The 23513-nt window shown below is 63.4% G+C and carries 21 protein-coding genes and 2 pseudogenes; 13 read left to right on the top strand and 10 right to left on the bottom strand.

Annotated elements, in window-relative coordinates; translation table 11 throughout:
• Positions 1 to 359 precede the first annotated feature (359 nt).
• The 3 genes and pseudogenes from DYST_RS11115 (at position 360) to DYST_RS11105 (ending at position 6340) form a co-directional block, all read left to right on the top strand.
• Positions 360 to 1153: pseudogene (locus DYST_RS11115) on the top strand (AMP nucleosidase).
• 355 nt (positions 1154 to 1508) lie between these two features.
• Positions 1509 to 4442, top strand: a complete 2934-nt coding sequence (locus tag DYST_RS11110) for a TonB-dependent receptor domain-containing protein (RefSeq protein WP_239951889.1) — start codon at positions 1509 to 1511, stop codon at positions 4440 to 4442.
• Between the two features lie 71 nt (positions 4443 to 4513).
• Complete coding sequence (locus tag DYST_RS11105; protein ID WP_239951887.1) at positions 4514 to 6340, top strand: tetratricopeptide repeat-containing sulfotransferase family protein; 1827 nt, start codon at positions 4514 to 4516, stop codon at positions 6338 to 6340.
• 20 nt (positions 6341 to 6360) lie between these two features.
• Here DYST_RS11105 and DYST_RS11100 read toward each other — a convergent pair whose 3' ends face one another.
• The 3 genes from DYST_RS11100 to DYST_RS11090 form a co-directional block, all read right to left on the bottom strand.
• A complete protein-coding gene (locus tag DYST_RS11100) occupies positions 6361 to 7152 on the bottom strand; it encodes a sulfotransferase family protein (RefSeq protein WP_239952104.1) in 792 nt (263 codons plus the stop codon).
• Positions 7153 to 7252: 100 nt separating this feature from the next.
• A complete protein-coding gene (locus DYST_RS11095; RefSeq protein ID WP_239951885.1) occupies positions 7253 to 7906 on the bottom strand; it encodes a tetratricopeptide repeat protein in 654 nt (217 codons plus the stop codon).
• A complete protein-coding gene (locus tag DYST_RS11090; protein WP_239951884.1) occupies positions 7903 to 9480 on the bottom strand; it encodes a tetratricopeptide repeat-containing sulfotransferase family protein in 1578 nt (525 codons plus the stop codon). Before DYST_RS11090 ends, DYST_RS11095 begins: the two co-directional genes overlap by 4 nt.
• 162 nt (positions 9481 to 9642) lie before the next feature.
• On the opposite strand from DYST_RS11090, the gene DYST_RS11085 reads away from it, so the two are divergent.
• A complete protein-coding gene (locus tag DYST_RS11085) occupies positions 9643 to 10965 on the top strand; it encodes an aspartyl/asparaginyl beta-hydroxylase domain-containing protein (RefSeq protein ID WP_239951882.1) in 1323 nt (440 codons plus the stop codon).
• 15 nt (positions 10966 to 10980) lie between these two features.
• Here DYST_RS11085 and DYST_RS11080 read toward each other — a convergent pair whose 3' ends face one another.
• Positions 10981 to 11904 (bottom strand): sulfotransferase family protein, encoded by a 924-nt coding sequence (locus tag DYST_RS11080; RefSeq protein WP_239951881.1) that lies wholly within the window; start codon positions 11902 to 11904, stop codon positions 10981 to 10983.
• Between the two features lie 195 nt (positions 11905 to 12099).
• Between DYST_RS11080 and DYST_RS11075 the strand changes: the two genes are divergently transcribed.
• Positions 12100 to 13062, top strand: coding sequence for a quinone oxidoreductase family protein (locus DYST_RS11075; protein ID WP_239951879.1), 963 nt, complete (start codon positions 12100 to 12102; stop codon positions 13060 to 13062).
• A gap of 5 nt (positions 13063 to 13067) precedes the next feature.
• On the opposite strand, the gene DYST_RS11070 is transcribed toward DYST_RS11075, so the two are convergent.
• The 3 genes from DYST_RS11070 to DYST_RS11060 are packed head-to-tail and all read right to left on the bottom strand — an operon-like array spanning position 13068 to position 14805.
• A complete protein-coding gene (locus DYST_RS11070; RefSeq protein ID WP_239951877.1) occupies positions 13068 to 13979 on the bottom strand; it encodes an ion channel in 912 nt (303 codons plus the stop codon).
• A gap of 32 nt (positions 13980 to 14011) precedes the next feature.
• Positions 14012 to 14536, bottom strand: coding sequence for a M48 metallopeptidase family protein (locus tag DYST_RS11065; RefSeq protein WP_239951875.1), 525 nt, complete (start codon positions 14534 to 14536; stop codon positions 14012 to 14014).
• Positions 14533 to 14805 (bottom strand): hypothetical protein, encoded by a 273-nt coding sequence (locus DYST_RS11060; protein WP_239951873.1) that lies wholly within the window; start codon positions 14803 to 14805, stop codon positions 14533 to 14535. The genes DYST_RS11065 and DYST_RS11060 overlap by 4 nt, the downstream gene beginning before the upstream one ends.
• Before the next feature lie 53 nt (positions 14806 to 14858).
• On the opposite strand from DYST_RS11060, the gene DYST_RS11055 reads away from it, so the two are divergent.
• The 3 genes from DYST_RS11055 to DYST_RS11045 are packed head-to-tail and all read left to right on the top strand — an operon-like array spanning position 14859 to position 16043.
• Positions 14859 to 15371, top strand: a complete 513-nt coding sequence (locus DYST_RS11055; protein WP_239951871.1) for a putative toxin-antitoxin system toxin component, PIN family — start codon at positions 14859 to 14861, stop codon at positions 15369 to 15371.
• A gap of 25 nt (positions 15372 to 15396) precedes the next feature.
• Positions 15397 to 15819 (top strand): hypothetical protein, encoded by a 423-nt coding sequence (locus DYST_RS11050; RefSeq protein WP_239951869.1) that lies wholly within the window; start codon positions 15397 to 15399, stop codon positions 15817 to 15819.
• 35 nt (positions 15820 to 15854) lie between these two features.
• Entirely contained in the window at positions 15855 to 16043 is a 189-nt protein-coding gene (locus DYST_RS11045; RefSeq protein ID WP_239952103.1) for a CPXCG motif-containing cysteine-rich protein, read from the top strand.
• A gap of 10 nt (positions 16044 to 16053) precedes the next feature.
• On the opposite strand, the gene pncA is transcribed toward DYST_RS11045, so the two are convergent.
• On the bottom strand, positions 16054 to 16701 hold the full coding sequence (gene pncA, locus DYST_RS11040; RefSeq protein ID WP_239951867.1) for a bifunctional nicotinamidase/pyrazinamidase: 648 nt from the start codon (positions 16699 to 16701) through the stop codon (positions 16054 to 16056).
• Between the two features lie 203 nt (positions 16702 to 16904).
• Between pncA and DYST_RS11035 the strand changes: the two genes are divergently transcribed.
• Both DYST_RS11035 and DYST_RS11030 read left to right on the top strand, forming a co-directional pair.
• Positions 16905 to 17279, top strand: a complete 375-nt coding sequence (locus DYST_RS11035; protein ID WP_239951865.1) for a hypothetical protein — start codon at positions 16905 to 16907, stop codon at positions 17277 to 17279.
• Between the two features lie 51 nt (positions 17280 to 17330).
• Positions 17331 to 18530, top strand: coding sequence for an MFS transporter (locus DYST_RS11030; RefSeq protein ID WP_239951863.1), 1200 nt, complete (start codon positions 17331 to 17333; stop codon positions 18528 to 18530).
• A gap of 19 nt (positions 18531 to 18549) precedes the next feature.
• Here DYST_RS11030 and cls read toward each other — a convergent pair whose 3' ends face one another.
• Entirely contained in the window at positions 18550 to 19953 is a 1404-nt protein-coding gene (gene cls / locus DYST_RS11025; protein WP_239951862.1) for a cardiolipin synthase, read from the bottom strand.
• 11 nt (positions 19954 to 19964) lie between these two features.
• On the bottom strand, positions 19965 to 20894 hold the full coding sequence (locus DYST_RS11020) for a LysR family transcriptional regulator (protein WP_102301951.1): 930 nt from the start codon (positions 20892 to 20894) through the stop codon (positions 19965 to 19967).
• Positions 20895 to 21020: 126 nt separating this feature from the next.
• On the opposite strand from DYST_RS11020, the gene DYST_RS11015 reads away from it, so the two are divergent.
• The 3 genes and pseudogenes from DYST_RS11015 to DYST_RS11005 all read left to right on the top strand — a co-directional run bounded on the left by DYST_RS11015 (position 21021) and on the right by DYST_RS11005 (position 23344).
• The gene (locus tag DYST_RS11015) at positions 21021 to 22241 is read left to right on the top strand and encodes an MFS transporter (RefSeq protein WP_102301952.1); all 1221 of its coding nucleotides are present in this window, start codon (positions 21021 to 21023) and stop codon (positions 22239 to 22241) included.
• Positions 22242 to 22275: 34 nt separating this feature from the next.
• A pseudogene (locus tag DYST_RS24325) lies at positions 22276 to 22740 on the top strand (NAD-dependent epimerase/dehydratase family protein); the annotation flags it as partial.
• Positions 22741 to 22813: 73 nt separating this feature from the next.
• Positions 22814 to 23344 carry a hypothetical protein gene (locus DYST_RS11005; protein WP_239951858.1) on the top strand — a complete coding sequence of 177 codons (531 nt, stop codon included), beginning with the start codon at positions 22814 to 22816 and terminating at the stop codon, positions 23342 to 23344.
• Positions 23345 to 23513 lie beyond the last annotated feature (169 nt).

Raw genomic sequence — 23513 nt, 5'->3', positions numbered from 1 at the left:
GTTGGTTGGTTCGACGGGGTGGCTTTGCGCTTGATGCGAGACCCCCCAGGCAGTTACCGATGCAACCAATGACCTCGCAAACAGCAGTCCATATGGATAGACATATAAGTAAGGTGTGGCTCGTACTCGCGGATGACTTCGTTGTTGTCCATGTCGTTGGCGCACCGGCCCGAAGGGATGGCGGTAGACGTGGGTCACGGTGGTGCATGACCGGTCCCGATCCGGAATTTGTCGTCAAACCCATCCAGAACAAGTCGCTCACCCGCTATTATGGGAAGACATATCTGGCATCGTGCCGGCGTGGCGTCGCCGGTAACGCGCAACAAAGCCTTTTGTTGCGCTGACCTCATGGGGTCTCAATGAAGGACAAGCAGGAGATCGTCTCCAACTGGCTGCCGCGCTATACCGGCACGCCTGTGGAGCAGTTCGGCCAGCATATTCTGCTGACGAATTTCGGACACTACGTGGACCTCTTCGCCGAATGGCATGGGGTGGAAGTGCAGGGGCGGGACCGTCCCATGCCCAACGCCACCGCCGACGGCATCACCCTGATCAATTTCGGCATGGGCAGCCCCAATGCGGCGACCGTGATGGATCTGCTGAGCGCCATCCATCCCAAGGCTGCAGTCTTCCTGGGTAAATGCGGGGGGGGCTCAAGAAGAAGAACGCCATCGGCGACCTGGTGTTGCCGATCGCCGCCATCCGCGGCGAAGGCACCTCCAACGACTATCTACCCCCGGAGGTTCCGGCGCTGCCGGCCTTCCAGTTGCAGCGCGGCGTATCCACCATGATCCGCGACCTGGGCTACGACTACTGGACGGGCACGGTGTACACCACCAACCGCCGTGTCTGGGAGCACGACGAAACCTTCAAGGAATATCTGCGGCGCACCCGCTGCATGGCTATCGACATGGAAACCGCCACCATCTTCGCGGCGGGCTTCGCCAACAAGATTCCGTGTGGAGCGCTGCTCCTGGTCTCCGATCAGCCCATGATCCCCGAGGGCGTTAAGACGGAATTAAGCGACCGGAGCGTGACGACGCAATTTGTTGAACGCCACATACGCATTGGTATTGAAGCCTTGAAGCTGGTTCGGCGCCGGGGACGCAGCGTAAAACACCTGCGTTTCGAGAACGACGGCATCGCCGACTGAATCTCACGGAAATCAGTGGTCTGGCGTGATACGAAATATCGCGTCAGGCCGCTTTCACCGTGGCTTCACCCCATTCCAACGAAGGTCGCTGCGCCGCAGCGGACGCGGGGACGCCAGAGGGGTTCTTATTTCCGAGCCAGATAATTCGCAAGTTAATACGATATCTGTCGCGACATAGTAACTTCTTGCTGTATAGATTTTATTGACTATCTGTAAGTAAAGCGTGATAAATGCCAAGCGCTGTGGGCTGCCATTCGGTCGGTCCACACCTAAATTGTTTGGGTGAATCGGGCGCGGGTTTGAGGCGGGGAAATCTTTCAAACCCAGTCAATATAAATAACGGGAGGGTGTTCTCATGAAGTTCGGGGAAAATAAACTGTGCACGTCGGTTCGCCTGGCTCTGTCGCTGGGTATGCTCGCAGCGAGCGCCTACGGCACTACCGCTTTCGCGCAGGACGCGCAGTCGCAGTCCAACACGCCGGCACCGGCTGATCAGTCCAAGAGCAAGACGCTCGAAACGGTCACCGTGACCGGTTCGCTGATTCGTCGTGTGGACGTCGAGACGGCCAGTCCGGTCGTGACCATTGACCGCGCCGCCATTCAGGCGACCGGTAAGCTGACCCTAGGCGACCTGGTGCAGCAGCTGCCGGCCATGACCGGCGGTAACGTCAACCCGCAGACCAACAACGGTGGCGGTACCGGTACCTCGTCCATCAACCTGCGCGGCCTTGGCTCGCAGCGTACCCTGATCCTGGTCGACGGCCAGCGCCTGCTCAGCAAGGATCCGAACGCGATCCCGGCTGATGCCATCGAGCGCATCGAAGTGCTGCCGAGCGGCGCATCGGCTACCTACGGTTCGGACGCCATCGGCGGCGTTGTGAACTTCATCCTGCGTAAGAACTACCAGGGTGCCACCTTCACTGCGAACGTCGGCGAGTCCGACCGCAACGACGGTGACTCGAGCGGCTACACGTTCACCTTTGGCCAGACGTCCGATAAGGGCAGCATCATGGCCGGCATCAACTACAGCCAGCAGGATGGCGTGTTGGCTGCCAACCGTGCGTTCTCCAAGAACGCGCTGACGCTCACCAATGGCAAGGTCATCATTGGTGGTTCGTCGTACACCCCGGTGGGTCGTATCCAGCTTTCGCCGAGCACCGCGGGCGCGTTCCCGGGCGGTTGCGCCGGCAATGGCGGCTTTGTCTCGCTGAACGCGGGTGGCAATAGCCAGGCTGTTAACCCGGCCAACTATCACTGCTACACCTCCGCGGATAAGTACAACTACGCCGCGATCAACCTGGACATGACGCCTCAGGAGCACACGGGCGCGTTCTTGAATGGTGAATATCACCTCACCGACCATGTCACCGCCTATGTAGACGCGATCTACCAGAAGACCTCGTCGAACTTCCAGCTGGCCCCGGGCGTGTATGGCACCGATACCGGCGCCACGGTGTCGTCTACCAACCCGAACAACCAGTTCGGCGTGACCTACAACGCCACCACCGGTAACTCCTTCAAGTCGCGCCTGACTTCGGTTGGCGTGCGTGAAGCGTTCGTCGGTCGCGAAGACGCCCAGATCAACACGGGCTTCAAGGGTGACTTCACCGTTTTTGACAAGAACTGGAACTGGGACGTCGGCTACAACTACGGCCACGAGAGCATCGTGACGACGACCTCCGGCCTGGTCGACCAGACCCAGCTGTACACCGGTCCGGCTTCCGGCTGCCCGAGCGTTGCCGCCTGCCAGTTCAACCCGTTCGATATCAACTCGCCGGGTTCCGCGGCTGCCATTAAGGCGGCCGAAGTGACCGTGCCGAGCAACTTCTATGAAATCCAGAAGACCTGGCACGCAGGTCTGAGCGGCGAGCTGTTCAGCTTGCCGGCGGGTGCCGTGCAGCTGGCTGTCGGCTATGAAGACCGCAAGGATTATGAGCATCAGGTCCCCGCGACCCAGCTCATCATCAACCCGACCACCGGTACCTGTAACCTGGGTAGCCAGTGCTTGGTGCAGGCGCAGGGTGGTTACACCACCAAGGACCTTTACGCGGAAGCGTTTATCCCGGTCCTGGCTGGCCTGCCGGGCGTGCAGTCGCTGAACCTGACCATCGGCGACCGTTATTCGCGCATCTCCAGCTTCGGCAGCACGAACAACTTCAAGTTCGCGCTGGAATACAAGCCCTTCGATGACCTGCTGCTCCGCGGCACCATGGAAGACGTGTTCCGTACGCCGAACCTGGGCGAGCTGTACACCGGTGCTACCGACGCTCCGTACGTGAAGACCGACCCGTGTAACGGCTACACCGGTGCCCCGGCGGGTTCGCCGCTGGCCCTGGCCTGCCAGAACGTGCCGACCAATGGCACGTTCGTGAACTCGGCGGCGCAGTCGCAGACCCAGACCAACGCGGTCATCCAGGGTTCTCGCGTGGCTGGCCTCTCGGTGAAGCCGGAACATGGCAAGTCGTATGACTTCGGCTTCGTGTACAGCCCGTCCTATGTGCCGGGTCTGTCCACCACCGTCGACTTCTGGCGCGTGAACCTCAACGACACCATCACTGCGGTAAGTCTGCAGGGCGTGATGGACCTCTGCGCTTCGGGTGTGACGAATTTCTGCCAGTTCATCCAGCGTGCACCGGCGGGTTCCGCCAATGCGGGCCAGCTGCTGCCGAGCTCGATTGAACCGATCGGCAACCTGGGTTCGTTGAACACCAGCGGTATCGACTGGTCGGCTAACTACAAGCTGCCCAAGTTCGACACCATCGGCCAGTTCAACGTCGGCCTGAACGCCACGTACCTGAAGTACTACAACCTCGAGACGGCTCCGGGCCTGCCGGGCAACATCACGTACAGCAACGCAGGTCACTTCCTGCCGTACGGCTCTGCTGCCGAGTCGGCATGCCCGGGCGGTTCGGGCGTGTGCTTGTTCCCGCGCTGGCGCGCACAGGGCTTCGTGGATTGGATGGCCGGTGGTTGGAGTGCCGAGTGGCGTATGCGCTACATCGGTCGCTTCCAGAACGGTGGTGCCGCCGGTTCGCCGGAAGACACCTCGCCGGGCGGTCCGCTCACCTCGGGTCTGGTGCTCAAGTACGGTGCAACGGTCTACAACGACGTGTCGATCGGCTACAACATCGCTCCGATCAACACCCGTCTCGACTTCGGCGTGAACAACCTGTTCGACAAGCAGCCGCCTATGCTGTACGCGAACAACGTGCTCAACGCCAACACCGACCCGAGCGACTTCGACCTGATGGGCCGCTACTACTGGGCTCGCGTCACGGTCAAGTTCTAAGCGCTCGACTTAAGCGTTAACCTTGATGGGCCGCGTGAATATTTCACGCGGCCTCTTTTTTTGTGTGGGCCATGAATTCCGAAACCATTCCATCCATCATGGGTGCGCTGCAGGCCGGTCAGTTCGCGCTGGCGGAAAAGCTTGGCCGCGATGCCGTGCAGTTGAATCCGCGAGAAGAAAACGTCCTGATACTTTTGGCTTTGAGCCTGCAATATCAGGGTCGTCCTGGCGAGGCATTGGCTGTCTACGCAGACCTGGTTCGGTACTATCCGTTGTCCAGCCTGCACTGGAACAACTACGCCACGCAGCTGGCGGAGGTGGGGCGCCGCGACGAGGCTTTCGTGGCGTATCAGAAGGCCGTGGAGCTTGATCCAAACAACGCGGTTCCCAAGGCTCAGCTTGGCCTGATGCTGGTGGAGCGCCACCAATACCCGGCCGCACGCGAGATACTGCTCGACGCATACGCGCTTGATCGGGAATCGCCTTGGATTCGCATACGCGCGGCACGCGCCTGCTGTGGATGCCAGGATTTCGACGGCGCAGGTGACCTGCTCAAGCCATGGCGTAGCTGGATCCCATTGCAAGACGACGCTCTTCAGATGGATCTTGCACAGGTGCTGACGCTGCGTAATGACCTGCTGGATGCGGCTGCATTGCTCGAGGATCTGTTGACGCGACAGCCGATGGCGCCCGAAGTGCGTCTGCTGTTGGCGAGCTTGTACGAACGCCTCAATCGACTGGACGATGCGGAAGCGGCAGTACGTCCGGTGCTTGATCTCGCCAACCGGACCGGGGGCGAACTCCTCATTGAGGCCGAATACATACTCGCCACACTCGCTCAGCGTCGCGGTGACCATGCCAGCGCGCGGCAGTTGCTGGAGAAGTGCGGTCCGAACGGGCCCGAGGATGACCAGCACTATTTCCAGCTGGCAGCCTCGTGCGACAAGCTAGGTGACGTCGACGCTGCGATGCGTGCGCTCAAGGAAGCGCACAGCGTCAACACCCGCATCAGGCAGCACGAGTCACCCGAACATTACGCGCCTGGTGCGAAGGCATTGCCCAGCGACGCACCGAGCGTGACGGCCGAACAGTATGCGCAATGGCCGCAACATATCGCACCTGACGCACACGATTCACCCCTGTTTGTCGTGGGTTTTCCGCGTTCGGGGACCACGTTGCTGGAACAGATGCTGGACGCCCATAGCGCCCTGCAGTCCATGGACGAAAACCCGTTCTTTAGCCGCTTGTCGTTGATACTTCGACAGCACGACCAGCGGATACTCGACGATCTGAGCGTGCTTCGACAGTACGACTGCGATGAGTTGCGCAAGCGGTACAACACGATGGTGATGGAGCGCATCAACCGTCGTTGGGATGCTCAACTGGTCGACAAGAATCCGTTGAACATGCAGTGGCTGCCGATGATCCACCGGCTGTTTCCGGAGGCCAAGCTCATCTTGGCCGTGCGCCACCCATGCGATGTTGTGCTCAGTTGCTACATGCAGAACTTCCGTGCCAGCGTCCTGGCGGCGGCGTGCAGCACTCTGGATCGTCTGGCTCACGCTTACGTTGAAGCTATGACCACATGGCTGGAGCAGGTGGAAGTCCTCCGGCCTAACGTGATGGTTTCTCGCTATGAAGATCTGGTGACGGATTTCCCGCGGCAGGTTGAACGCCTCGCTTCCTTCATTGGGCTTGAGGACGCGTCGCCGATGTTGGCTTTCGACCAACACGCGCGCAACAAGAGCTTCATCGGTACGCCCAGCTATTCGCAGGTGATCGAGCCGGTGAATCGCAAGGGCATGGGGCGTTGGCAGAAGTACCGTCAGTACCTGGAGCCGGTGTTGCCTACGCTTGAACCCATGCTGCGCCACTGGGGTTACTCAGTCGACGAGTGACGGCGTTGCTGTTGCCTGCGTCAGTGCTCAGGCAACGTCCGCAACTCGGGCAGGTAGGCCGCATAGCGCTGCCAGCGTCCCACCGAGCGTGTGTACACCGGCTGGCGTGCCTGCCATGCACTCGCCGTGCTGATAGGCGAGGGCGTCGGTGCAGCTGGCACCGGCGGGACTGAGGGCAGCTGCAGCCACGCTTCGAGCGCAGCGAATTCTTCGTCCGGTGCGGCGACAAATGTTTCGTAGTGCACCGTGCGGATGGAGTCACCGTAGCGTTTCGTCCAGTGCGCCATCAGTCGCCGGCAGCCATGGATCACCGCGCCGATGTCATCGAAATCGTAGGCATAGTCGTGCGCGCGATCGTGGAAGGACTGCATCCACAAAGACAGCGCGGTGTCGCGCGCGTTGCGCTCGCAATGGATGATGCGCGCGTGCGGCCACAGCGAAAGGATGAGATCGACGTGCAGCAGGTTGAGTGGCTGCTTGTCGATGATCCAGCGCGCGTTGTGCTCACCCTGTCGCGCGTGCGTCGCATAAAGTGCAGCAGCATCTTCCAGTACTGACCGCTGGACGGTAGCCGCCTGCGCAACGCGCTGCGCCGCGACCTGCAGCCAGCCCAGCTCGCCACGCGTGCACACCTGCGGGTGGCGAGCCAATCGTTCAGCGAGTAGCGTCGTGCCGGAACGCGGAACGCCGACAATGAAGACAGGTATCCAGTCGTCGACGGGCGCTAGCGGGGGCCCATACGAGGGCGCGCCTAGGCGTGCCTCAATGCTGCGCTTCCACAGCTTGCGCGACCAGGGGTGACTGCTTTGCATCAGCGCGTTGGCTTGCCGTAGCACCTGTACCGCTTGCTCGACGTCGTCCACATCGTCGTAGGCCTTGCCTGGCGCAAACAACGTGCCGCTGCGCGCCGCATCACTGAGCGTGGAACGCCGCAGTAGTTCTCGGAAGAAGGCGAAATCGGGATGTTGCGCGTCGCGGTAACGCTGCAGGCCAGCGAGCCCAAGCGGAATATTCCACTCGACGGCATCCGGAGTCATCGCCATGGCGATGTCGTAGTGCTGCCGCGTACGCTCGAACTGTCCTGAGCTGGATGGCGAGCATGCCCGCGTAGGCATGCAAGCGTGGATCATTCGCGCCGTTGGCGATGGCGGCCTCGCCAATCGCTGCGGCGTCCTGCTGGCGACCATAGTCGTCCAACGTCTCGATGGCACGAATAACGGTATCCACGCTCTGCGGCCCATGGGTGAAGAGGGTGCGCATCGCGTCGGCGGCATCGCCGAGACGCCCTTGTTCACGCAACAAATCCACCAGCAGGAAGGTCGACGCGTCGTCGTTGTGATGATCCGTCAGCCACGCACGCAGGAGTGACTCCGCGCGTTCCTGCTGGCCCGCCTGCCAGCACAATCCAGCGAGCCCGATGCGAATATCGGAAGATGCCGGAAAGTGTTCGCTCGCCTGCTCATAGATCGCGAGCGCGGTTTGCACATGGCCCTGCAAGGTCAGGGCGCGTCCCCTCGCCAGCCACTCCGCTTCCGGTGCATCCGCCGGAGGCATCGACGCGTTCATGCACCGAGGATCGGCAAGCCAAGTGCCTTGCGCAGCGGGTCGAGCAGGGCGCCGTACTGCGCGCTGCGCGCTGTGTCGCGGCGCAACGGCTGGCGCACCTGCGTGGCGCTAGGCGAGCGGACGTCGCGGCGGTTTTCGTGGAATCGAAGGCAGGCTTCTTCGAACGGCAGTCGACTGAAGGCGAGCAGCTCGCGAATCTGCGTTTCCGGATCGTCGATCATCGCTTCGTAGTGGTGTTCTCGCACGGCATCTGGATGCAGGCTTGTGCTGCGCGTGACGCTGCGATCGAAATCGCGCCAGAACATCGCCAGATCGTCGAAGGTGCGCGTGTAACCGTTGTTGGCATCCAGCGGCTGGCGATAGCAGGAGAAGCAGGTTTCCAGCGGATCGCGGCGACACACCACCACACGCGCTTCCGGCAGCATCGCGCGGATGGCGCCGATGTAGATCCAATTGTTGGGCAACTTGTCGGTAAACACCGGTCGCTCGCGGCGCCAGTGAGCCGTGCGTTCCAGGTAGTGGCGGCCCAGACGCTGCCAGTCTTCCGGCTGCATGTCGCTGACCCAGAGCGGGAAGGGCTTGCCGCGACGGCGCGACTCTTCGCCCAGCACATAGGGCAGGTCCGGCAGCTCGCCAGCGCCTTCCACCGACGAGTGCGTGGCAAGGATCTGTTCCACCAAGGTGGAGCCCGAGCGAGGCAGACTCGCGATGAAGATGACTTCGTGTCCCAGCGGTTCGGCTGAGGTCGCGCGCGGCGGGTCGAATGCATCGGTGATCGATGCCACGCTGGCGGAGAACGCCGCGGCATTCCATGGATGGCTACGCTGCGCCACCGCATTCGCCGTGGCGAGCGCGTCGAGTGATTCTGCGTAACGGCCATGCTCATCCAGGGCCTTCGCCAAGGCAAAACCGATGGTCACGCGATCCTGCTCACTGGCCTCAGGCCTGGCCTGGGCCGCGCGCATCTGTGCAATGTCGTCATCGCTGAAGTGCTGCGTGCGCAGATCGGCCAATCCCCACCAGGCCAAGCCGGCGGTCGGCTGTGCGGCGATGATCCGGCGGTACTCCGTGGCAGCCTCGTCCACCCGCCCGCGGGTGCGCAGGATGTCGGCCAGCAGTGCCCGAGCGGAAAGATGGCCTGGAGCGAGCGATATCGCTCGCTGGAGGGCCTCGGCGGCCTCTTCGTTGCGCACGCTCTTAGTCAGCATCACGCCCAGGTTGAACCACGCCATGGCGAGGTCGGGCTGAAGCTGGCAGGTGTGGCGCAAAGCGGCGATGGCCGCCTCGTACTCCCCGGCGTTGCCCAGTAGGGAGCCCAGGGTGTTGTGATACATCGGGTCTTGCGGGCGCAGAGCGATCGCGCGCCGCATCGTGCCGACGGCCAGCTCGTGCTTTCCACGCATGCTGTGGATGCCGGCCTGCATACGCAGAACTTCGGGGTGATCGGGGTAGGCCGCGATCACGCGTGCCAATTGCCTCTCGGCATCGTCCACGCGGCCGGCATCCAGTGCCTGGGCGGCGATCATCACTTGTTGGGTCGCGTTGGGTCCCAGCCCCTGCAGTCGCGGATTCATCAATAGCCCGGTCGAGAATGATGTCTACGCCGCGCATCTTCCTGCGACGCCAAAGGTGCATGCGGCTCGTCAAAACATGCTTATTATGCATGTACGCACGGCAGCAAAGACTGCAGCGTTTCGGGGATGGATGGCAGCAATGCCTTTGAGCGCGGGGTAACAATGAGCAACGGTGTTGAAGGGGGAGTAGCCGCGCTGCGCGAGTCGGCGTTGCACGGTCTGCGCACGGGGGATGTGGCAGCTGCCGAACAGTCGTTTGCGCGGTTGTTGGAGCGGGTGCCGGATGATGTCGAGGCGCTGCAGTTCCTGGCCGCCAACCGCCTGATGAGGGGGGATGCGCTGGGCGCCGTGGCTTTGCTCCAGCGGGCGGTGAAGGTGCAGCCGCAGAACCCGGACATTCTTCATCAGATGGGTGCGGCGGAAATGGCGGCCGGCCATTTCAGTGGGGCGATCGACACACTGCGCCGATGCCTGGACGTGGCGCCGGGACTGTTTGTGGCCCGCCTGCGCCTGGGCATGGCGCTCGAGCAAGTGGGTGACCAGCACGGCGCAGTGCTCGCCTATTTCGGTGCCGTCAACGGCGCGCAGGCACACGGTCGATGGATGAGCGATGCGACGACGGCACCGGGGCTGCGCGATTCCGTGCACCATGCCATGCGCATGATCGACGTCGGACGGCGCAGCACGTTCGATGCCGTGCTCGAGCCCCTGCGGCAGCGTTACGGTCAGGGCGAACTGGCACGCGTGGAGCATTGCCTAGCCATCTATCTGGGCGAAAAGCCGGCCAACATCCCGGACGCCCGCCAGAAGCCCAAATTCCTCTACTTCCCTGATATTCCGAGCCAGCCCTACTACGGCCGCGAGCGTTTCCCCTGGCAGGCCGATTTGGAGGCAGCCACCGAGGTCATCCGCGAAGAACTGCTCGCCGTACTGGCTGAGCAGCAGCCGTTGCTGCCGTTCCTGGGTAACCAGAGCGCGGACGAGCTCAAGGGGCACTTGCGTTCATCGGGCGCGCAACCGGCGCAATGGGATGCCTACTTCTTCTATCGCCATGGCGATCGGTTTGACGAGCACCATGTGCGGTGCCCGCGCACCTCGGCCCTGCTGGATCAGGTTCCGTTGGTGCGCATCCGCGACCACGCGCCCGAAACGTTGTTCTCGGTGCTGCGCCCGGGAACCCACATCCTGCCGCACCGTGGCGTGACCAACACGCGTCTGGTGACGCACCTGCCCTTGATCGTACCGCCCGAGTGCGCGATCAACGTTGGTGGTGAGCTGCACGAGTGGAAAGAAGGCCGGTGCGTCAGCTTCGACGACACTTTCGAGCACGAGGCCTGGAACCGTAGCGATCGCACCCGCGTGGTGGTGATCCTGGATAGCTGGAACCCCGACCTTACCGAGGCCGAGCGTCTCGCTGTCACCGATCTGGTCGAGGCCATCGGTGACTTCAATCGCGCCAGCGAAGTCCCGGTTCCGAGCGGCTGAACCGGGTGAGGTAGCTCAGCCGACGTTGGCTACGAGTATCCCGGCGGTTTTGGGCGTCCGGGATACGAGAGTCGCGCGAGTGGCTTGGCATTGCGCGTGCAGATCCTCGTAGGAGACTAGGCGGCCGTGCAGCCAACGCTGCAGCTTGGGACCGAACAGGCTGTCGACCTTTCGGTCGGCCTCGCGCACCTGGCCGCCAATGGCCGAGAGCTTCCAGGGTTCGTCTTTCAGATTGGCGATGGGCTGGTGGTTGGCATTTTCCAGTGGTGCATCCGGCGGCAGCTCGAGGAAGGCGCAAAGACGCGCCCATTCGTTGTCCGGCTGGCGCACCAGATCCTCCAGAAAGACGAAGTGATGCTGGGTACGCCCGACGTGCTGACCATGGATCTCCATCGCGCGATTCCAGCGGCGCGCCCAGTGCACGGTACCGCCGCCGAAGGCATCGTCGTTCTCAAAGCGCAGGTAGACGTCGGCCAGCGATGCCAGCACGTCCATGCCCCGCCGCACCACGTGGACGAAGCGGGCATCAGGCGCAGCAGCTTCGATCTCGGGGATGTAGAGGAGATGGTTCGGGGTCTTCTCCAGCCACATGGAGCGTTCGGCTGAGGCGGCGGAGCGGTCCAGCACGGCGAGGAAACGCTGGGAAAGACTCTGGTGGTGATAGGTCGGCAGCATGGCCGGCCGCTTACCGGTCAGTTGCACATGTAGCGCGGCATAGGTTTCGCGCGCATGGCGGCGAGTAAGCCCGAGGGTCTGGCGCCAGCGACGCAGGCGGCGGATATGCATGCGCGCATCGCCCCAACGCATCGTCAGGTCCCCATGCAATTGTTCGAAGAACGCGGTTTCCGGCAGCGTATAGACCGCAGGGTGTCGCGCCAGCAGCGCCTGGACAATAGTGGTACCGGAACGCGGGCAACCCACGACAAAGGTACGCCGCATGGCGCTGTCTCCTGAACGATGACCGCACCCGTGCGGTCAATGGACCTCAATAACGCGCGATTTTGCGTTACGTTGACGCAGAGTACAGGTTCCCGTAAGGAAAAGACGACGCCGCTGTCACTTTTGATCCTGATCTGTTGGCGGCAGTGAGCTCCCTGATTAACCTGTCGTCCTTAGTCCCGTTCGGATGACCCGATGCACGCACTGACGTTTGACCACTTTGGCCCTGCCGGCGTGCTGCGCTGGACCGAGCGTCCAGACCCGGTGCCCGGCCCCGGCCAAGTTCTGGTGCGGATGAAGAGCGTTGGGCTCAACTTTGCCGATGTTTACCGGCGTAATGGCAACTATCACCTCAGTGGAGCGGCACCTTGGGTGCTGGGCTACGAAGGGGCGGGCGTGGTGGAGATAGCGGTGGATGGGGACGCGCGCTTTCCTGTCGGTACTCGCGTCGGCTTTGCCGACATGCCGCACGCCAACGCGGAACTGGTTGTGGTGGACCGCGACCGCCTGATTCCCCTGCCTGATGACATCGACGACGACACAGCGGCTGCCGTTCTGCTGCAGGGGCTGACGGCGCAGTACCTCGTCACCGACAGCTTCGCTGCGCGGGCGGGCGACGTCGCTGTAGTGCATGCCGCCGCAGGCGGCGTGGGCCTGCTGCTGGTGCAGATGCTCAAGTCGTTGGGGGCGGTGGTGCTGGGCATCGCCTCAAATGAAGCCAAGCGCGACGCGGTCATCACTGCGGGCGCCGATGCGGCCGTGGGGTACGGGGAGTGGGTACAGGCCGCGCGTTCGTTGACCGGCGGTCATGGCGCCAATGTTGTATACGACTCGGTGGGGCGCACGCTCGCGGACAGCCTGGCGGCGGCACGTATTGGTGGCACCGTGGTGTTCTATGGCATGGCGGCGGGCGATCCCGATCCAGTCGATCCGCGCCTGCTGATGGACCGCTCGCTCACCCTGACGGGCGGCGACCTGTGGAACGTGCTGACCGGGCCGGAAGTGCGGCGCGAACGGGCGGCGATGCTGTTCGAGCAGATTCGGCAGGGTGCAGTGAAGCCGCACATTGCCGCGCGTTTTCTGCTGCGGGATGGCGCTCGTGCGCACGAGTATCTGGAAAGCCGTGCCGCCATCGGGAAAGTACTGTTGACGCTGTAGCGCGCTCAGAAGCGATCGCTGTCCTCATCCTGTTCCACCGGCAGCACCTGGTGGAAGACGCCGTAGTCGATGTGGCTGATGCCCAGTTCGTCGTCGTGCACCAGATCGACGTAGCGATGGTTCCAGCGCCACTCGCGATAACTCCACTGGCGGCGGGCGAGCATCGACTGCGAAGTGGTTTCGTCGATGCCTTCGATGCTTAGCATCAAGGTGGCTTCGGAGGCCGCCAGATCCTCCGCGCTCATGCCATGCAGTGGGCTGCCTTCGTCGATGACGTGCATCAGGCTCCAGCTCAGCGTGAACACCGGGTGGCGGTCGCGCAACAGCGTGAGGTCGTGGATGCGGCGCAGGCGAAAACCTTCTGGTGAGGTTTCGCGCAGCAGCAGATGCAGCTTCGCAGAGGCTGCGGCGATCACGTTCTGGCGCGCGTTGGCCGCGCGGATCATCAGCGTGCGCTTGCCGTGCACGAGGCGGATCACCGGATGATCGGCAAACATCATCTTGGCCCGCGGCCGCGAGAAGCGGGCGAACACCAGGCCGGTCACCAGGGCGATGCTCAGCATGCCGAAAAAGATCTCTACCGTCGCCACCAGATGGCCGTACAGCGTCTGCGGGTGCATGTCGCCATAGCCGACGGTCGCCAGCGTTTCCACGCTGAAGAAGAATGCGCCGGCGAAGTTGGAGGGAAACTGGTTGGCGATGGCGTGGTCGCCCAGCTGGTAAAGCAGGCCGAACAACGCATTCAGCACCAGGAACACGGCCGCGGCCAGCCCGAAGAACGTCGGCCAGCGGATGGTGAGCGCAGAATGGTAGATGTCGTCCCAAATGCGTTGCGTCAGCCCTTCGCTGACGAACGGTCGTCCGCCGATCTGGATGGTGCGGGGACGATTAAGCCACTGATGGAACCAAGCGGGCATGGGCGATACCGATCGGGAGGGGCACCCCCATTCTATCGCGGCGCCTTGGCCTCAAGCAGGGCGGCGGCCTGCACATCACGCCAGGTGAGGTACAGACGAAGGTCGAATTCCTGCTGGTGGTAATCCGGCTGCATGTACTCGCACAGCTGATAGAACGCCTTGTTGTGCTCGGCTTCCTTCAGGTGCGCCAGCTCGTGCACCACGATCATCTTGAGGAACTCCGGCGGCGTATCCCGGAACAGGGCGGCAATACGGATCTCCTTGCGCGCCTTCATGCGGCTGCCGTGCACATGGGAGATAGCCGTGTGCATGCCCAGCGCCTTGTTGATCACGTCGAGCTTGCTGTCGTACCACACGCGGTCGATGCCGGGTGCGTTGCGCAGGTGCTCCTGGCGTAGCGCATTGGTGTAGGCATAGAGCGCCTTGTCGCTCTGCACTTCGTGGCGGCCGGGGTGGCGTTTCTGCAGGTACTCGCCCAGCTCACCGCGGTCGATCTGCTGGCGCACCTTATCGAGCAAGGCCGGCGGGTAACCGCCCAGGTACTTCAATGCGGTCACGGTGCCGGTGGCTCGTCATCAAAGCCGGTGTAGCCCTCGGGGAACACCGGCGTACCGTCGTCTTCCAGTGACTCGATGGCGTCCAGCGCCTTGGCCGCCGCTGCTTCAGCAAGGTCCCTGTCGCGGAAACTACGGTTCTCGCAGACCGCGAAATACACGGGGAAGCCAGCACATCCGAGCGGCGACACCACCACGCAGGCGCTGTAGCGCGAGCCCTCGGCGATGGCCGTGGCGCGAACCGCATAGTGGTCGAAAAAGCGTTCGGTCATGTCGGTAGTCCGCAGGGGTGGGGCGATCATTTTAACCGGCCGGGTGTGCCACCATGCGCGCCATGCCTGTTTCCGTTCCCCGGCTCGTCCTCGACACCAACGTTGCCCTCGACCTGTTCGTGTTCCGCGACCCCGCCTGCGACCGCCTGATGGATGCGTTGCGGGAGGGCACCGTGGTCGCTGTGGTGGACGAACCGTGCCGCGAGGAATGGCTGGCGGTGCTGGAATATCCCGCCTTCGGGCTAACGGACGCCGCGCGCGGCGACGCCGTAGCGGCATTCGACCGCTGGGTGGTCCTGCTGCCCGCGTCCGCCCTGGTGCCGCCACCGGCGGTGAAATTGCCGCGCTGCGCGGACCCGGACGACCAGAAATTCCTCGAACTGGCACTGGGGGCGGGCGCGCAATGCCTGCTCAGCAAGGACAAAGCCTTGCTGCAGTTGGCCCGCCGGACGGCGCGTGAGGGCTGGTTCCGCATCCTGTGCCCTTCGGCATGGGAACCAGCCCCCCACCGTAAGCGTACGATTCACAACAGGTTGATCGCGTCTTCGCGATGCTCGGACAGCTAACTTTCGGATCAAGTGGAGTGTGGTGATGAAGATCATGCAGAGCGCGGTAGGTGCGGCGGTGTTGGTGGCCATGGTGGCGCTGACCGGTTGCGGCGTGACCAACGACCACGACAAGGTCATCAAGGACGTGGTGTCCAATCGCCAGTTCCTCTACCAGGCGCCGGGCGATGGCAACGCCACGCTGCAGATCGTGCGCGCCAATGGCTATTTTGGCGGCGGCTGCTCCAGCCAGGTGGTGATTGACGATAAGTTCGCCGCGCAGCTGGAGACGGGCGAGCAGGCGACGCTTTATGTGCCCAGTGGCGCGCACACCGTGTCGCTGCGCAACTCCGGCGCATGCCACAAGGTGAGCAGCGATGCACACGTGGATACCACGCTGGCGGCGGGCGAGAGCGCGACCATCGAGGTCAACAAGTGGGGCTCATCGCTGTCGCTCGCCAAGCGCTGAACGACGCGTCGACCCGGACAAGTAACGTGAGCGACATGCTCGAAGCCGTCCTCATCCATTGTCCTTACTGCGGCGAAGCCATCGAGATCCTCGTCGATGGCTCCGCCAGCAGCCAGCGCTACTTCGAGGATTGCCAGGTCTGCTGCCGACCCATCGATGTCAGCGTAAGCATCGACGAGGACGGTGAGCCGCAGGTCAGCGTCGGCTCCGAGGATGACGCCTGAGGGACTGGCCTCAGGCCAGCTCGGACGAATCGACCACGCCCACGCCCATGTTGTCGAAGCGCACGCGCGTGGAGAGATCGGTGTCTGGCGATACGGGGCGCGTAAGGTCCCATAGCACGTGCGTGCGGTAGCCCAGTTCCACTGCGTCCTGCGCCGTCCACAGCACGCAGACATCGCGCGCCAGTCCACATAGATAAACCTCGTCCACGCCTTGTTCGCGTAGCCAGCCATGCAGCGGCGTGGAGGGGCGCTTGCCATGCGGCCCGTGGTTCTCGCGGAAACCGCTGTACGAATCCACACGAGGGTCGTCGCCCTTACGGATCACCGTATCCAGGTGCGACCAGTCGATGGAGGGGTGCAGCTCCGCACCGGGCGTGTGCTGCACGCAGTGCGGCGGCCAAAGCGTCTGGGCGTGGCCGTAGAGCGGAATGCGGTCGAAGGGCTCGCGCCCAGGGTGTGACGTGGCAAACGACACGTGGCCGGGCGGGTGCCAGTCCTGGGTGGCCACGACGTGCCTGAAAATGTCGCGTTTCAACAGCTGATCGATGCCCGGCACGATGGTGTCACCCTCGTGGCAGGCGAGCGCGCCACCGGGCATGAAGTCCGGTTGTACGTCGACCAGGATAAGGGCGGCGCGGCTGCTGATGGGCGGTTTCATGGTCGCGTCAGGTCTCGCAAAAGGTTGCGTTGGAAAGTCTAGCGAGCCTGGCGCTGGTGAGGTGTGATGCGCTCGACGCGGGATTCCGCGTCGATGCAAAACGTTCAGGGTCGAAAACCTTCTAAAGTGACCTCGCCAATTGCGCGGTCAGGCGGCTGTCGCAGGCATAATTGATCCCACGGCAGCCGATGGGAAACAGGGGCATGTTCTTCGATCAATCCTGGATGGGGTACGGGTACGTCGGCTCGCTGGAGGCTGGCGCCATCGCGCTGGTCATCGCCTTGCTGGTCTACACCGTGCTGCACCTCTTTGGGCGTACCCAGGGATGGAGCCAAGCCGTCGAGATCGGCTGGGCCACCCTGATCGCCATGGTGCTGGCTAGCGGCAACGATCTGTGGAACCTCGTCTATTTCAATTACGGGCGCGTGCAGTCGCTGCAACTGCTCCGCGTGCGCCTGGCCGAAGTACACGACCCGGACAACCTTGGCGGCCGTGTGGTGGCCGAGTTCATCGGGGTGTGCATCGGCGTCTATCTGGGCTGGCTGGTGGCCAGCCGCCGGCGGCGCCAGTCCGACTGACGCGGTCGACGCTCATCGAGGCTATTTTTTTCTTGTCCCAAAGTAGTACCCATGAATGCTCACGTTGAACCGGGCGCAAGCGGATCGCCGCTGACCCTGCGCATTGTCCAGATCGTCCTTTTCACGTTCCTGGCGTACCTGGTGATCGGCATGCAACTGGCGGTGCTGCCGCCGTTCGTGCATAACGATCTTGGTTTTGGCGCGGTGCTGGCGGGGTTGGTCATCAGCACCCAGTACGTAGCCACGTTGCTCAGCCGTGGCTTCGCCGGGCGCACCTCGGATACGGCCGGTCCCAAGCGTGCCGCGTTGATCGGCCTGACGGCATGCGCCGCCAGCGGCGTGCTGATGATTGTCGCGGCCCTGTTGCGCGGCTGGCCGATGGCGTCGGTCGCCGTGATGCTGGTGGCCCGTCTTGCACTCGGCATGGGTGAAAGCTGCGTGGCCACGGGTTGCATCATGTGGGGCATTCGCAGCGTCGGCGCCCAGCACACGGCCAAGGTGATCTCCTGGAATGGCATTGCCACCTACGGTGCGCTGGCGGTGGGCGCGCCGCTGGGCGTAGTGCTGACCGGTGCGCTGGGTTTCGCCAGCATCGGCGTCGCGAGTCTGTTGCTGATGGTGGTTGGCCTGTTGCTGGCATGGCGCCGCCCCGCGGTGCGGAGCGAAGCCGGCGAGCGCATGCCGATGCACCACGTGTTCGGCCGCGTCGCGCCCTACGGCATGGGGCTTGCGCTGGGCTCGGTCGGCTTTGGCGTCATCGCCACCTTCATCACCTTGTACTACGCGAGCGAGGGCTGGTCCGGCGCCGCGCCGACGCTCAGCATTTTCGGTGTGTGTTTCGTCGGTGTGCGTCTGGTGCTGGGCTGGACCATCGCGCACTTCGGCGGTTATCGCACCGCGCTGGTCTCTCTGCTGGTGGAGTGTGTCGGCCTGGTCGTGCTGGCCACGGCCAACCATGCCGGTGTGGCGATGCTGGGTGCCGCGTTGAGCGGCGTCGGCTTCTCGCTGATCTTTCCCGCGTTGGGCGTGGTGGCGGTGGAGCGCGTGAGTGCGAGCAATCGCGGCGCAGCGCTCGCCGCGTATTCCGTGTTCATCGACGTAGCGCTGGGTGTCACTGGCCCGCTGGGCGGCTGGATTGCTTCCGGCGGGCGCTATGCACCGATGTTCGTGGTGGCGGCGGCCATGTCGCTGGCCGCGGCGTTGCTGACGGGCGGCCTGTTCGTGGTCTACGGCACCAAGGCCGAGGGCTGATCAAGGAAACTGGCAGGCGTCAGAGCACCGGATCGAACAAGCGGGCGACATGCATCGCTAGCCGCCGCAGATACGGCGCCTTCTCGTACTCCGCTTCGGTGACTTCATGGGCATGCGCAAAATCGTTGCCCAGCATCGCTTCCACCTGGGTGGCGAAATCGCGGTCCACGTTGAGTGCGCCGATCTCAAAGTTCAGACGGAACGAACGGTTGTCGAGATTCATGCTGCCGACCGAGGCCGTATCGTCGTCCACCAGCAGTACCTTTTCGTGGATGAAACCGGGCTGATAGCGGAACACGCGGATACCCGCACGGATGGCGTCGTGCGCGTACAACGTCGAGGCGAGGAATACTGTGTGATGGTCTGGTCGTGACGGAATGAGCACGCGGACATCCACGCCACGGAACACGGCCAGCCGCAGCGCCGACATCACGGCCTGGTCAGGCACGAAATAGGGCGTGGTAATCCACAGGCGGCGACGTGCCGCGTGGATCAGCGCAACAAAGAACAGCGAGCATGTTTCCTGGCGATCTGCCGGCCCCGTGGCGGCAATCAGCGTATGCGCCGTGCCTTCGCCCAGCAGCGGCTTGAGCAGCGGGGGCAGGGCGCCCGTTACCCAGTGCCAGTCTTCCGCAAAACTGCGTTGCAGATCCGCCACCGCAGGGCCTTCGATTTCCAGATGCGTATCGCGCCACGGAGCGAGCGGCGGCTTGAGGCCGAGATACTCATCGCCCACGTTGAGCCCGCCGACGTAACCGCGCATGCCGTCGACTACGACAATCTTGCGATGGTTACGGAAATTCAACTGGAAGCGATTGCTGCGCCGCTGAGTAGCGAACGGATGAATACTCACGCCCGCTTCGCGCAGCGTTTCCACGTACGCATGAGGCAGCGCGTGGCTGCCGATGCCGTCGTACAGCACACAAACGTCTACACCGGCGCGCACGCGATCGATCAACACCTGCTGCATGCGCTTGCCGAGCATGTCGTCGTGGATGATGAAGAACTGCACCAGCACACACCGCTGCGCCCCGCTGATAGCGCTGAGGATGGCCTCAAACGTGGCGTCGCCATTCACCAGTAGGCGCAGGCGCTGGCCCTCGTGGAAGCGTGCGCCGAGCATGCGCGCGATTTCGCCGTAGCGCTCGGTGACCACGGGCGGAGCGTCCTCGTTCGCGAGCTGCTCGTCGGCGAGGGCCTGGATCTGGCCGCGTCGCGCACGGTGCAGGTCCACGTAGCCGTGGAAACGGCTGCGCCCGAGATATAGGTATGGCACCAACGTGATGTAGGGCAGAAGCACCAGGCCCAGCGCCCAGGCAAACGCGCCTTGTGGCGTGCGCGTATTCATCACTGCATGCATCGCGGCCAGCACGCCGGCGATGTGCAGGGTAAGCAGCAGGGCACCGACAATGGTGGTCAGCAAGGTCTATGTCCTCAACGCATGGCTGCGCGTACGGTATCGAGCACATCTTGCTCGCGCGCTTTGAGTTCCTGTTGCAGATGATCCACGAACAGGCGGATGCGTGCAGGCAGGTAGGCGCGGCTTGGGTAGATGGCGTAGATGTGGGCGTCCGGCAAGATTACCTCGCTCTTGAGCGGTACCAGTCGGCCTGCGCGCACGTCCTCGGCGATATCCCAGGCGGATTTGAAGGCGATGCCGTGGCCGGCGAGCGCCAGCGTGCGCATCAGGTCGCCGTTGTCGCAGGTGATCGCCGCATCCACGCGCAGGGGGCGTGGCCCCTCGGGTGTCTGCATGATCCAGGGCAACACGCTGTGGCCGGGGCGGTGCAGCATCAGGCAGCGGTGGTGCCGCAGGGCCTCCACGCTGTCGGGGTGTCCGTGGCGTTCCAGATAGTCCGGTGAGGCGCAGAGCACGCGGAAGTTGCTAGTCAGCAAGCGCGACACCAGCCGCGAGTCGGCCATGCTGCCGCCGCGCACGGCCACATCCACCCCGTACTCGAACAGGTCGAGCATGGTGTCGGAATTGGTCAGGCGCAGGTGAAGCTGCGGGTGCTGCCCGGCGAAATCCGCTGCAATGGGGCCGATGTATTGCCGACCCATATCCACCGACGCGGAGATGTGCAGCTGCCCCCGCACCTCCAACTGGCGCAACCCGACCGCCGAATTGGCATCGTCCACGTCAGCGATGATGGCCTGGCACCGCTCGAAATAGATGGTGCCCTCTTCAGTAAGCACCAGTCGGCGCGAACTGCGCTGCAGCAGCCGCACGCCCAGCGTGGTCTCCAAGCGGGTCAGCCGCTTGCTGGCGGCCGCTGGCGATAGGCCCAGCTCCCGGCCGGCCGCCGACAGGCTGCCTTCGGTGACGGCGCGGACAAACAGGCGCATGTCGTCGAAATCGACCATGGAACCCCAGACCCTGAAAAGAGGAGATCTTTAACTTATGGGAAAAGATGCCTCTCTAGTTTGCTCGATTCTCACAGGAAACGACAAGGCGCAAAGTGGTGGCCGTTTCCGTCAGGGATCCCTCCCATGAACGCACAAGATTCCCTTCCAACGTCCGGCGCCTCGGCGTCTGACCCGTCCCGGCTGGCCTTGCTGGCCCTGTCCGTGGCGGCTTTTGCCATCGGTACCACCGAATTCGTGATCATGGGCCTGTTGCCCGAGGTGGCATCGGACCTGCACGTCAGCATTCCCTCCGCGGGCCTGCTGGTCTCCGGCTACGCGCTGGGCGTGGCCGCGGGTGCGCCGCTGCTGGCGGCCCTCACCGCGCGCATGGAACGGCGCAACGCGCTGTTGCTGCTGCTCGGCCTGTTTATCCTGGGCAACGCCCTGTGCGCCGTGGCGCCTAACTACGGCGTGCTGATGGTGGCTCGCGTGGTGGCCGCGTTCTGTCATGGCTCGTTCTTCGGTATCGGTGCGGTGGTGGCCTCGCACGTCGTGCCGCGTGGGCAGGCAGCCCGCGCCATCGCGCTGATGTTCACCGGCCTGACCCTGGCCAACGTACTGGGCGTGCCGTTCGGCACCTTCCTTGGTCAGTGGGCTGGCTGGCGCTCCACCTTTGCCGCCGTGACCGGCCTGGGCATCGTGGCAGCCATTGCGGTATGGCGTTTGGTGCCGGCCTTGCCGGATCTGCCGTCGCCACACATGAAGCGCGAGCTCCGCGTGCTGCGACAGCCGCAGGTGCTGCTGGCGCTGCTGATGACGGTGCTGGGTTTCGGTGGTGTGTTCACCGTGTTCACTTACATCGCGCCGATCCTGCAGCAGGTATCGCATGTCAGCGTGGGCGCTACCGGTTGGGTGCTGATCCTGTTCGGCGTGGGTACCACCATCGGCAACATGCTGGGCGGCCGCCTGGCGGACTGGCGCTTGATGCCGTCATTGGCCAGCGTGCTGGTACTGCTGGCAGTGATCATGTTTGCCTTCGCCTGGACCATGCACAACACCATCGCCGCCATCGTCACCGTATTCGTGTGGGGCATTGCGGCTTTCGCCACGGTACCGCCGTTGCAGATGCGTGTGGTGCAGCAAGCGAGTGAAGGCCCGCACCTTGCCTCCACGCTCAATATCGCCGCGTTCAATCTGGGCAACGCCATCGGTGCCTTCATCGGTGGCTCGATGATCGGTATGAACCTTGGCCTACCTTCGGTGAGCATCGCGGGTGCGGTGGTGGCTTTGCTCGGCCTGTTGGTCACGCTGATCAGCGCCGCACTCGAACGTCGCCGCGGCGCCACCGTAGTCGCGTGCGCCTGATTCCTGCACTTGCTCCATTGAACGAAGGAACGTCATGACATCGCAGCACAAGGTAGCCCTCGTCGTCGGCGCGCAGGGCGTGATTGGTCGCAACCTTATCGATCATCTGTCGACATTGGACGATTGGCAGGTGATCGGCCTCTCGCGCCGCGACGGTACAAGTCAGGGCCGCGTGCGCCACATCGCCGTCGATCTTCTCGATGCCGACGACACGCGAAAGAAACTCGGCGCGCTTTCCGACGTGACGCACGTGTTCTACACCGCCTATCAGGATCGCCCCACCTGGGCGGAACTGGTGCCGCCAAATCTCGCGATGCTGGTGAACGTGGTCGACGCTATCGAGCCCGTGGCCAAGAGCCTGCAACACATCAGCCTGATGCAGGGCTACAAGGTCTACGGCGGTCACCTTGGACCGTTCAAGACGCCCGCGCGAGAAACCGACGCGGCCTTTATGCCGCCGGAATTCATGCACGACCAGCAGCGCTTTCTCGAAGCGCGCCAGCAGGGCAGGGCGTGGAACTGGTCGGCCATCCGCCCTGCCGTGGTTGGAGGATTCGCGCTCAGGCAATCCGATGAACCTGGCGCTGGCGATCGCCGTCTACGCGTCGATCAGCAAAGAACTCGGCTTGCCGCTGCGCTTCCCCGGCAAGCCGGGCGCTTACGACCGTCTGCTCGAAATGACCGACGCCGGCCTGCTCGCGCGTGCCACCGTGTGGGCAGCCACCGAGCCGCGTTGCGCCAACCAGGCGTTCAACATCACCAATGGCGACCTGTTTCGCTGGAACGAGATGTGGCCCTTCATCGCGGACTATTTTGGTCTAGAAGTAGCGCCGTCCCTGCCGCTATCGCTGGACACCGTGATGGCGGACAAAGCGCCCCTGTGGCGAGCCATGGGCGAACGCCAAGGCTTGGCGTCGCACGACTGGTCCGAGGTATCGTCCTGGCGTTTCGCGGACTTCGTGTTCTCGTGGGATTACGACATGTTCGGCGACGGCTCCAAGGCGCGTCGCTTCGGCTTCCACGAACATGTCGAAACCAAGGCGATGTTTACGCGACTGTTTGACGACTTTCGTCGGCGCAGAATCATCTCAGGGATGCTCTGATCTATTCGACGTGGGTGTCACCGGTTCTGTTTGCCTGCCACTGCGCGCCGCACTGGTGAAGGCAGGCTGGTGGCCTGTCGAGACAGTGCGGCGCGCAGTGGCAGGCAAACAGGGCCGGCCCTGCGGGTGATGTCCAGAACGCTCGCAGGCTGCGGTGCGCAACTTGCCC

Source organism: Dyella terrae (assembly GCF_022394535.1).
Taxonomy (GTDB): Bacteria; Pseudomonadota; Gammaproteobacteria; order Xanthomonadales; family Rhodanobacteraceae; genus Dyella.
Note: the sequence above shows the minus strand (reverse complement) of the source record. Positions and strands in the feature narration are given on the sequence as shown.

Coding starts and splice junctions, on each gene's coding strand:
- DYST_RS11005 (WP_239951858.1), top strand. CDS start 22,814: ATGAACCTGGCGCTGGCGATCGCCGTCTACGCGTCGATCAGCAAAGAA.
- DYST_RS11015 (WP_102301952.1), top strand. CDS start 21,021: ATGAACGCACAAGATTCCCTTCCAACGTCCGGCGCCTCGGCGTCTGAC.
- DYST_RS11055 (WP_239951871.1), top strand. CDS start 14,859: ATGCGCGCCATGCCTGTTTCCGTTCCCCGGCTCGTCCTCGACACCAAC.
- DYST_RS11020 (WP_102301951.1), bottom strand. CDS start 20,894: ATGGTCGATTTCGACGACATGCGCCTGTTTGTCCGCGCCGTCACCGAA.
- DYST_RS11045 (WP_239952103.1), top strand. CDS start 15,855: ATGCTCGAAGCCGTCCTCATCCATTGTCCTTACTGCGGCGAAGCCATC.
- DYST_RS11035 (WP_239951865.1), top strand. CDS start 16,905: ATGTTCTTCGATCAATCCTGGATGGGGTACGGGTACGTCGGCTCGCTG.
- DYST_RS11070 (WP_239951877.1), bottom strand. CDS start 13,979: ATGCCCGCTTGGTTCCATCAGTGGCTTAATCGTCCCCGCACCATCCAG.
- DYST_RS11060 (WP_239951873.1), bottom strand. CDS start 14,805: ATGACCGAACGCTTTTTCGACCACTATGCGGTTCGCGCCACGGCCATC.
- DYST_RS11095 (WP_239951885.1), bottom strand. CDS start 7,906: ATGAACGCGTCGATGCCTCCGGCGGATGCACCGGAAGCGGAGTGGCTG.
- DYST_RS11090 (WP_239951884.1), bottom strand. CDS start 9,480: ATGAATCCGCGACTGCAGGGGCTGGGACCCAACGCGACCCAACAAGTG.
- DYST_RS11080 (WP_239951881.1), bottom strand. CDS start 11,904: ATGCGGCGTACCTTTGTCGTGGGTTGCCCGCGTTCCGGTACCACTATT.
- DYST_RS11110 (WP_239951889.1), top strand. CDS start 1,509: ATGAAGTTCGGGGAAAATAAACTGTGCACGTCGGTTCGCCTGGCTCTG.
- DYST_RS11030 (WP_239951863.1), top strand. CDS start 17,331: ATGAATGCTCACGTTGAACCGGGCGCAAGCGGATCGCCGCTGACCCTG.
- DYST_RS11075 (WP_239951879.1), top strand. CDS start 12,100: ATGCACGCACTGACGTTTGACCACTTTGGCCCTGCCGGCGTGCTGCGC.
- pncA (WP_239951867.1), bottom strand. CDS start 16,701: ATGAAACCGCCCATCAGCAGCCGCGCCGCCCTTATCCTGGTCGACGTA.
- DYST_RS11050 (WP_239951869.1), top strand. CDS start 15,397: ATGAAGATCATGCAGAGCGCGGTAGGTGCGGCGGTGTTGGTGGCCATG.
- DYST_RS11085 (WP_239951882.1), top strand. CDS start 9,643: ATGAGCAACGGTGTTGAAGGGGGAGTAGCCGCGCTGCGCGAGTCGGCG.
- DYST_RS11100 (WP_239952104.1), bottom strand. CDS start 7,152: ATGCAAAGCAGTCACCCCTGGTCGCGCAAGCTGTGGAAGCGCAGCATT.
- DYST_RS11105 (WP_239951887.1), top strand. CDS start 4,514: ATGAATTCCGAAACCATTCCATCCATCATGGGTGCGCTGCAGGCCGGT.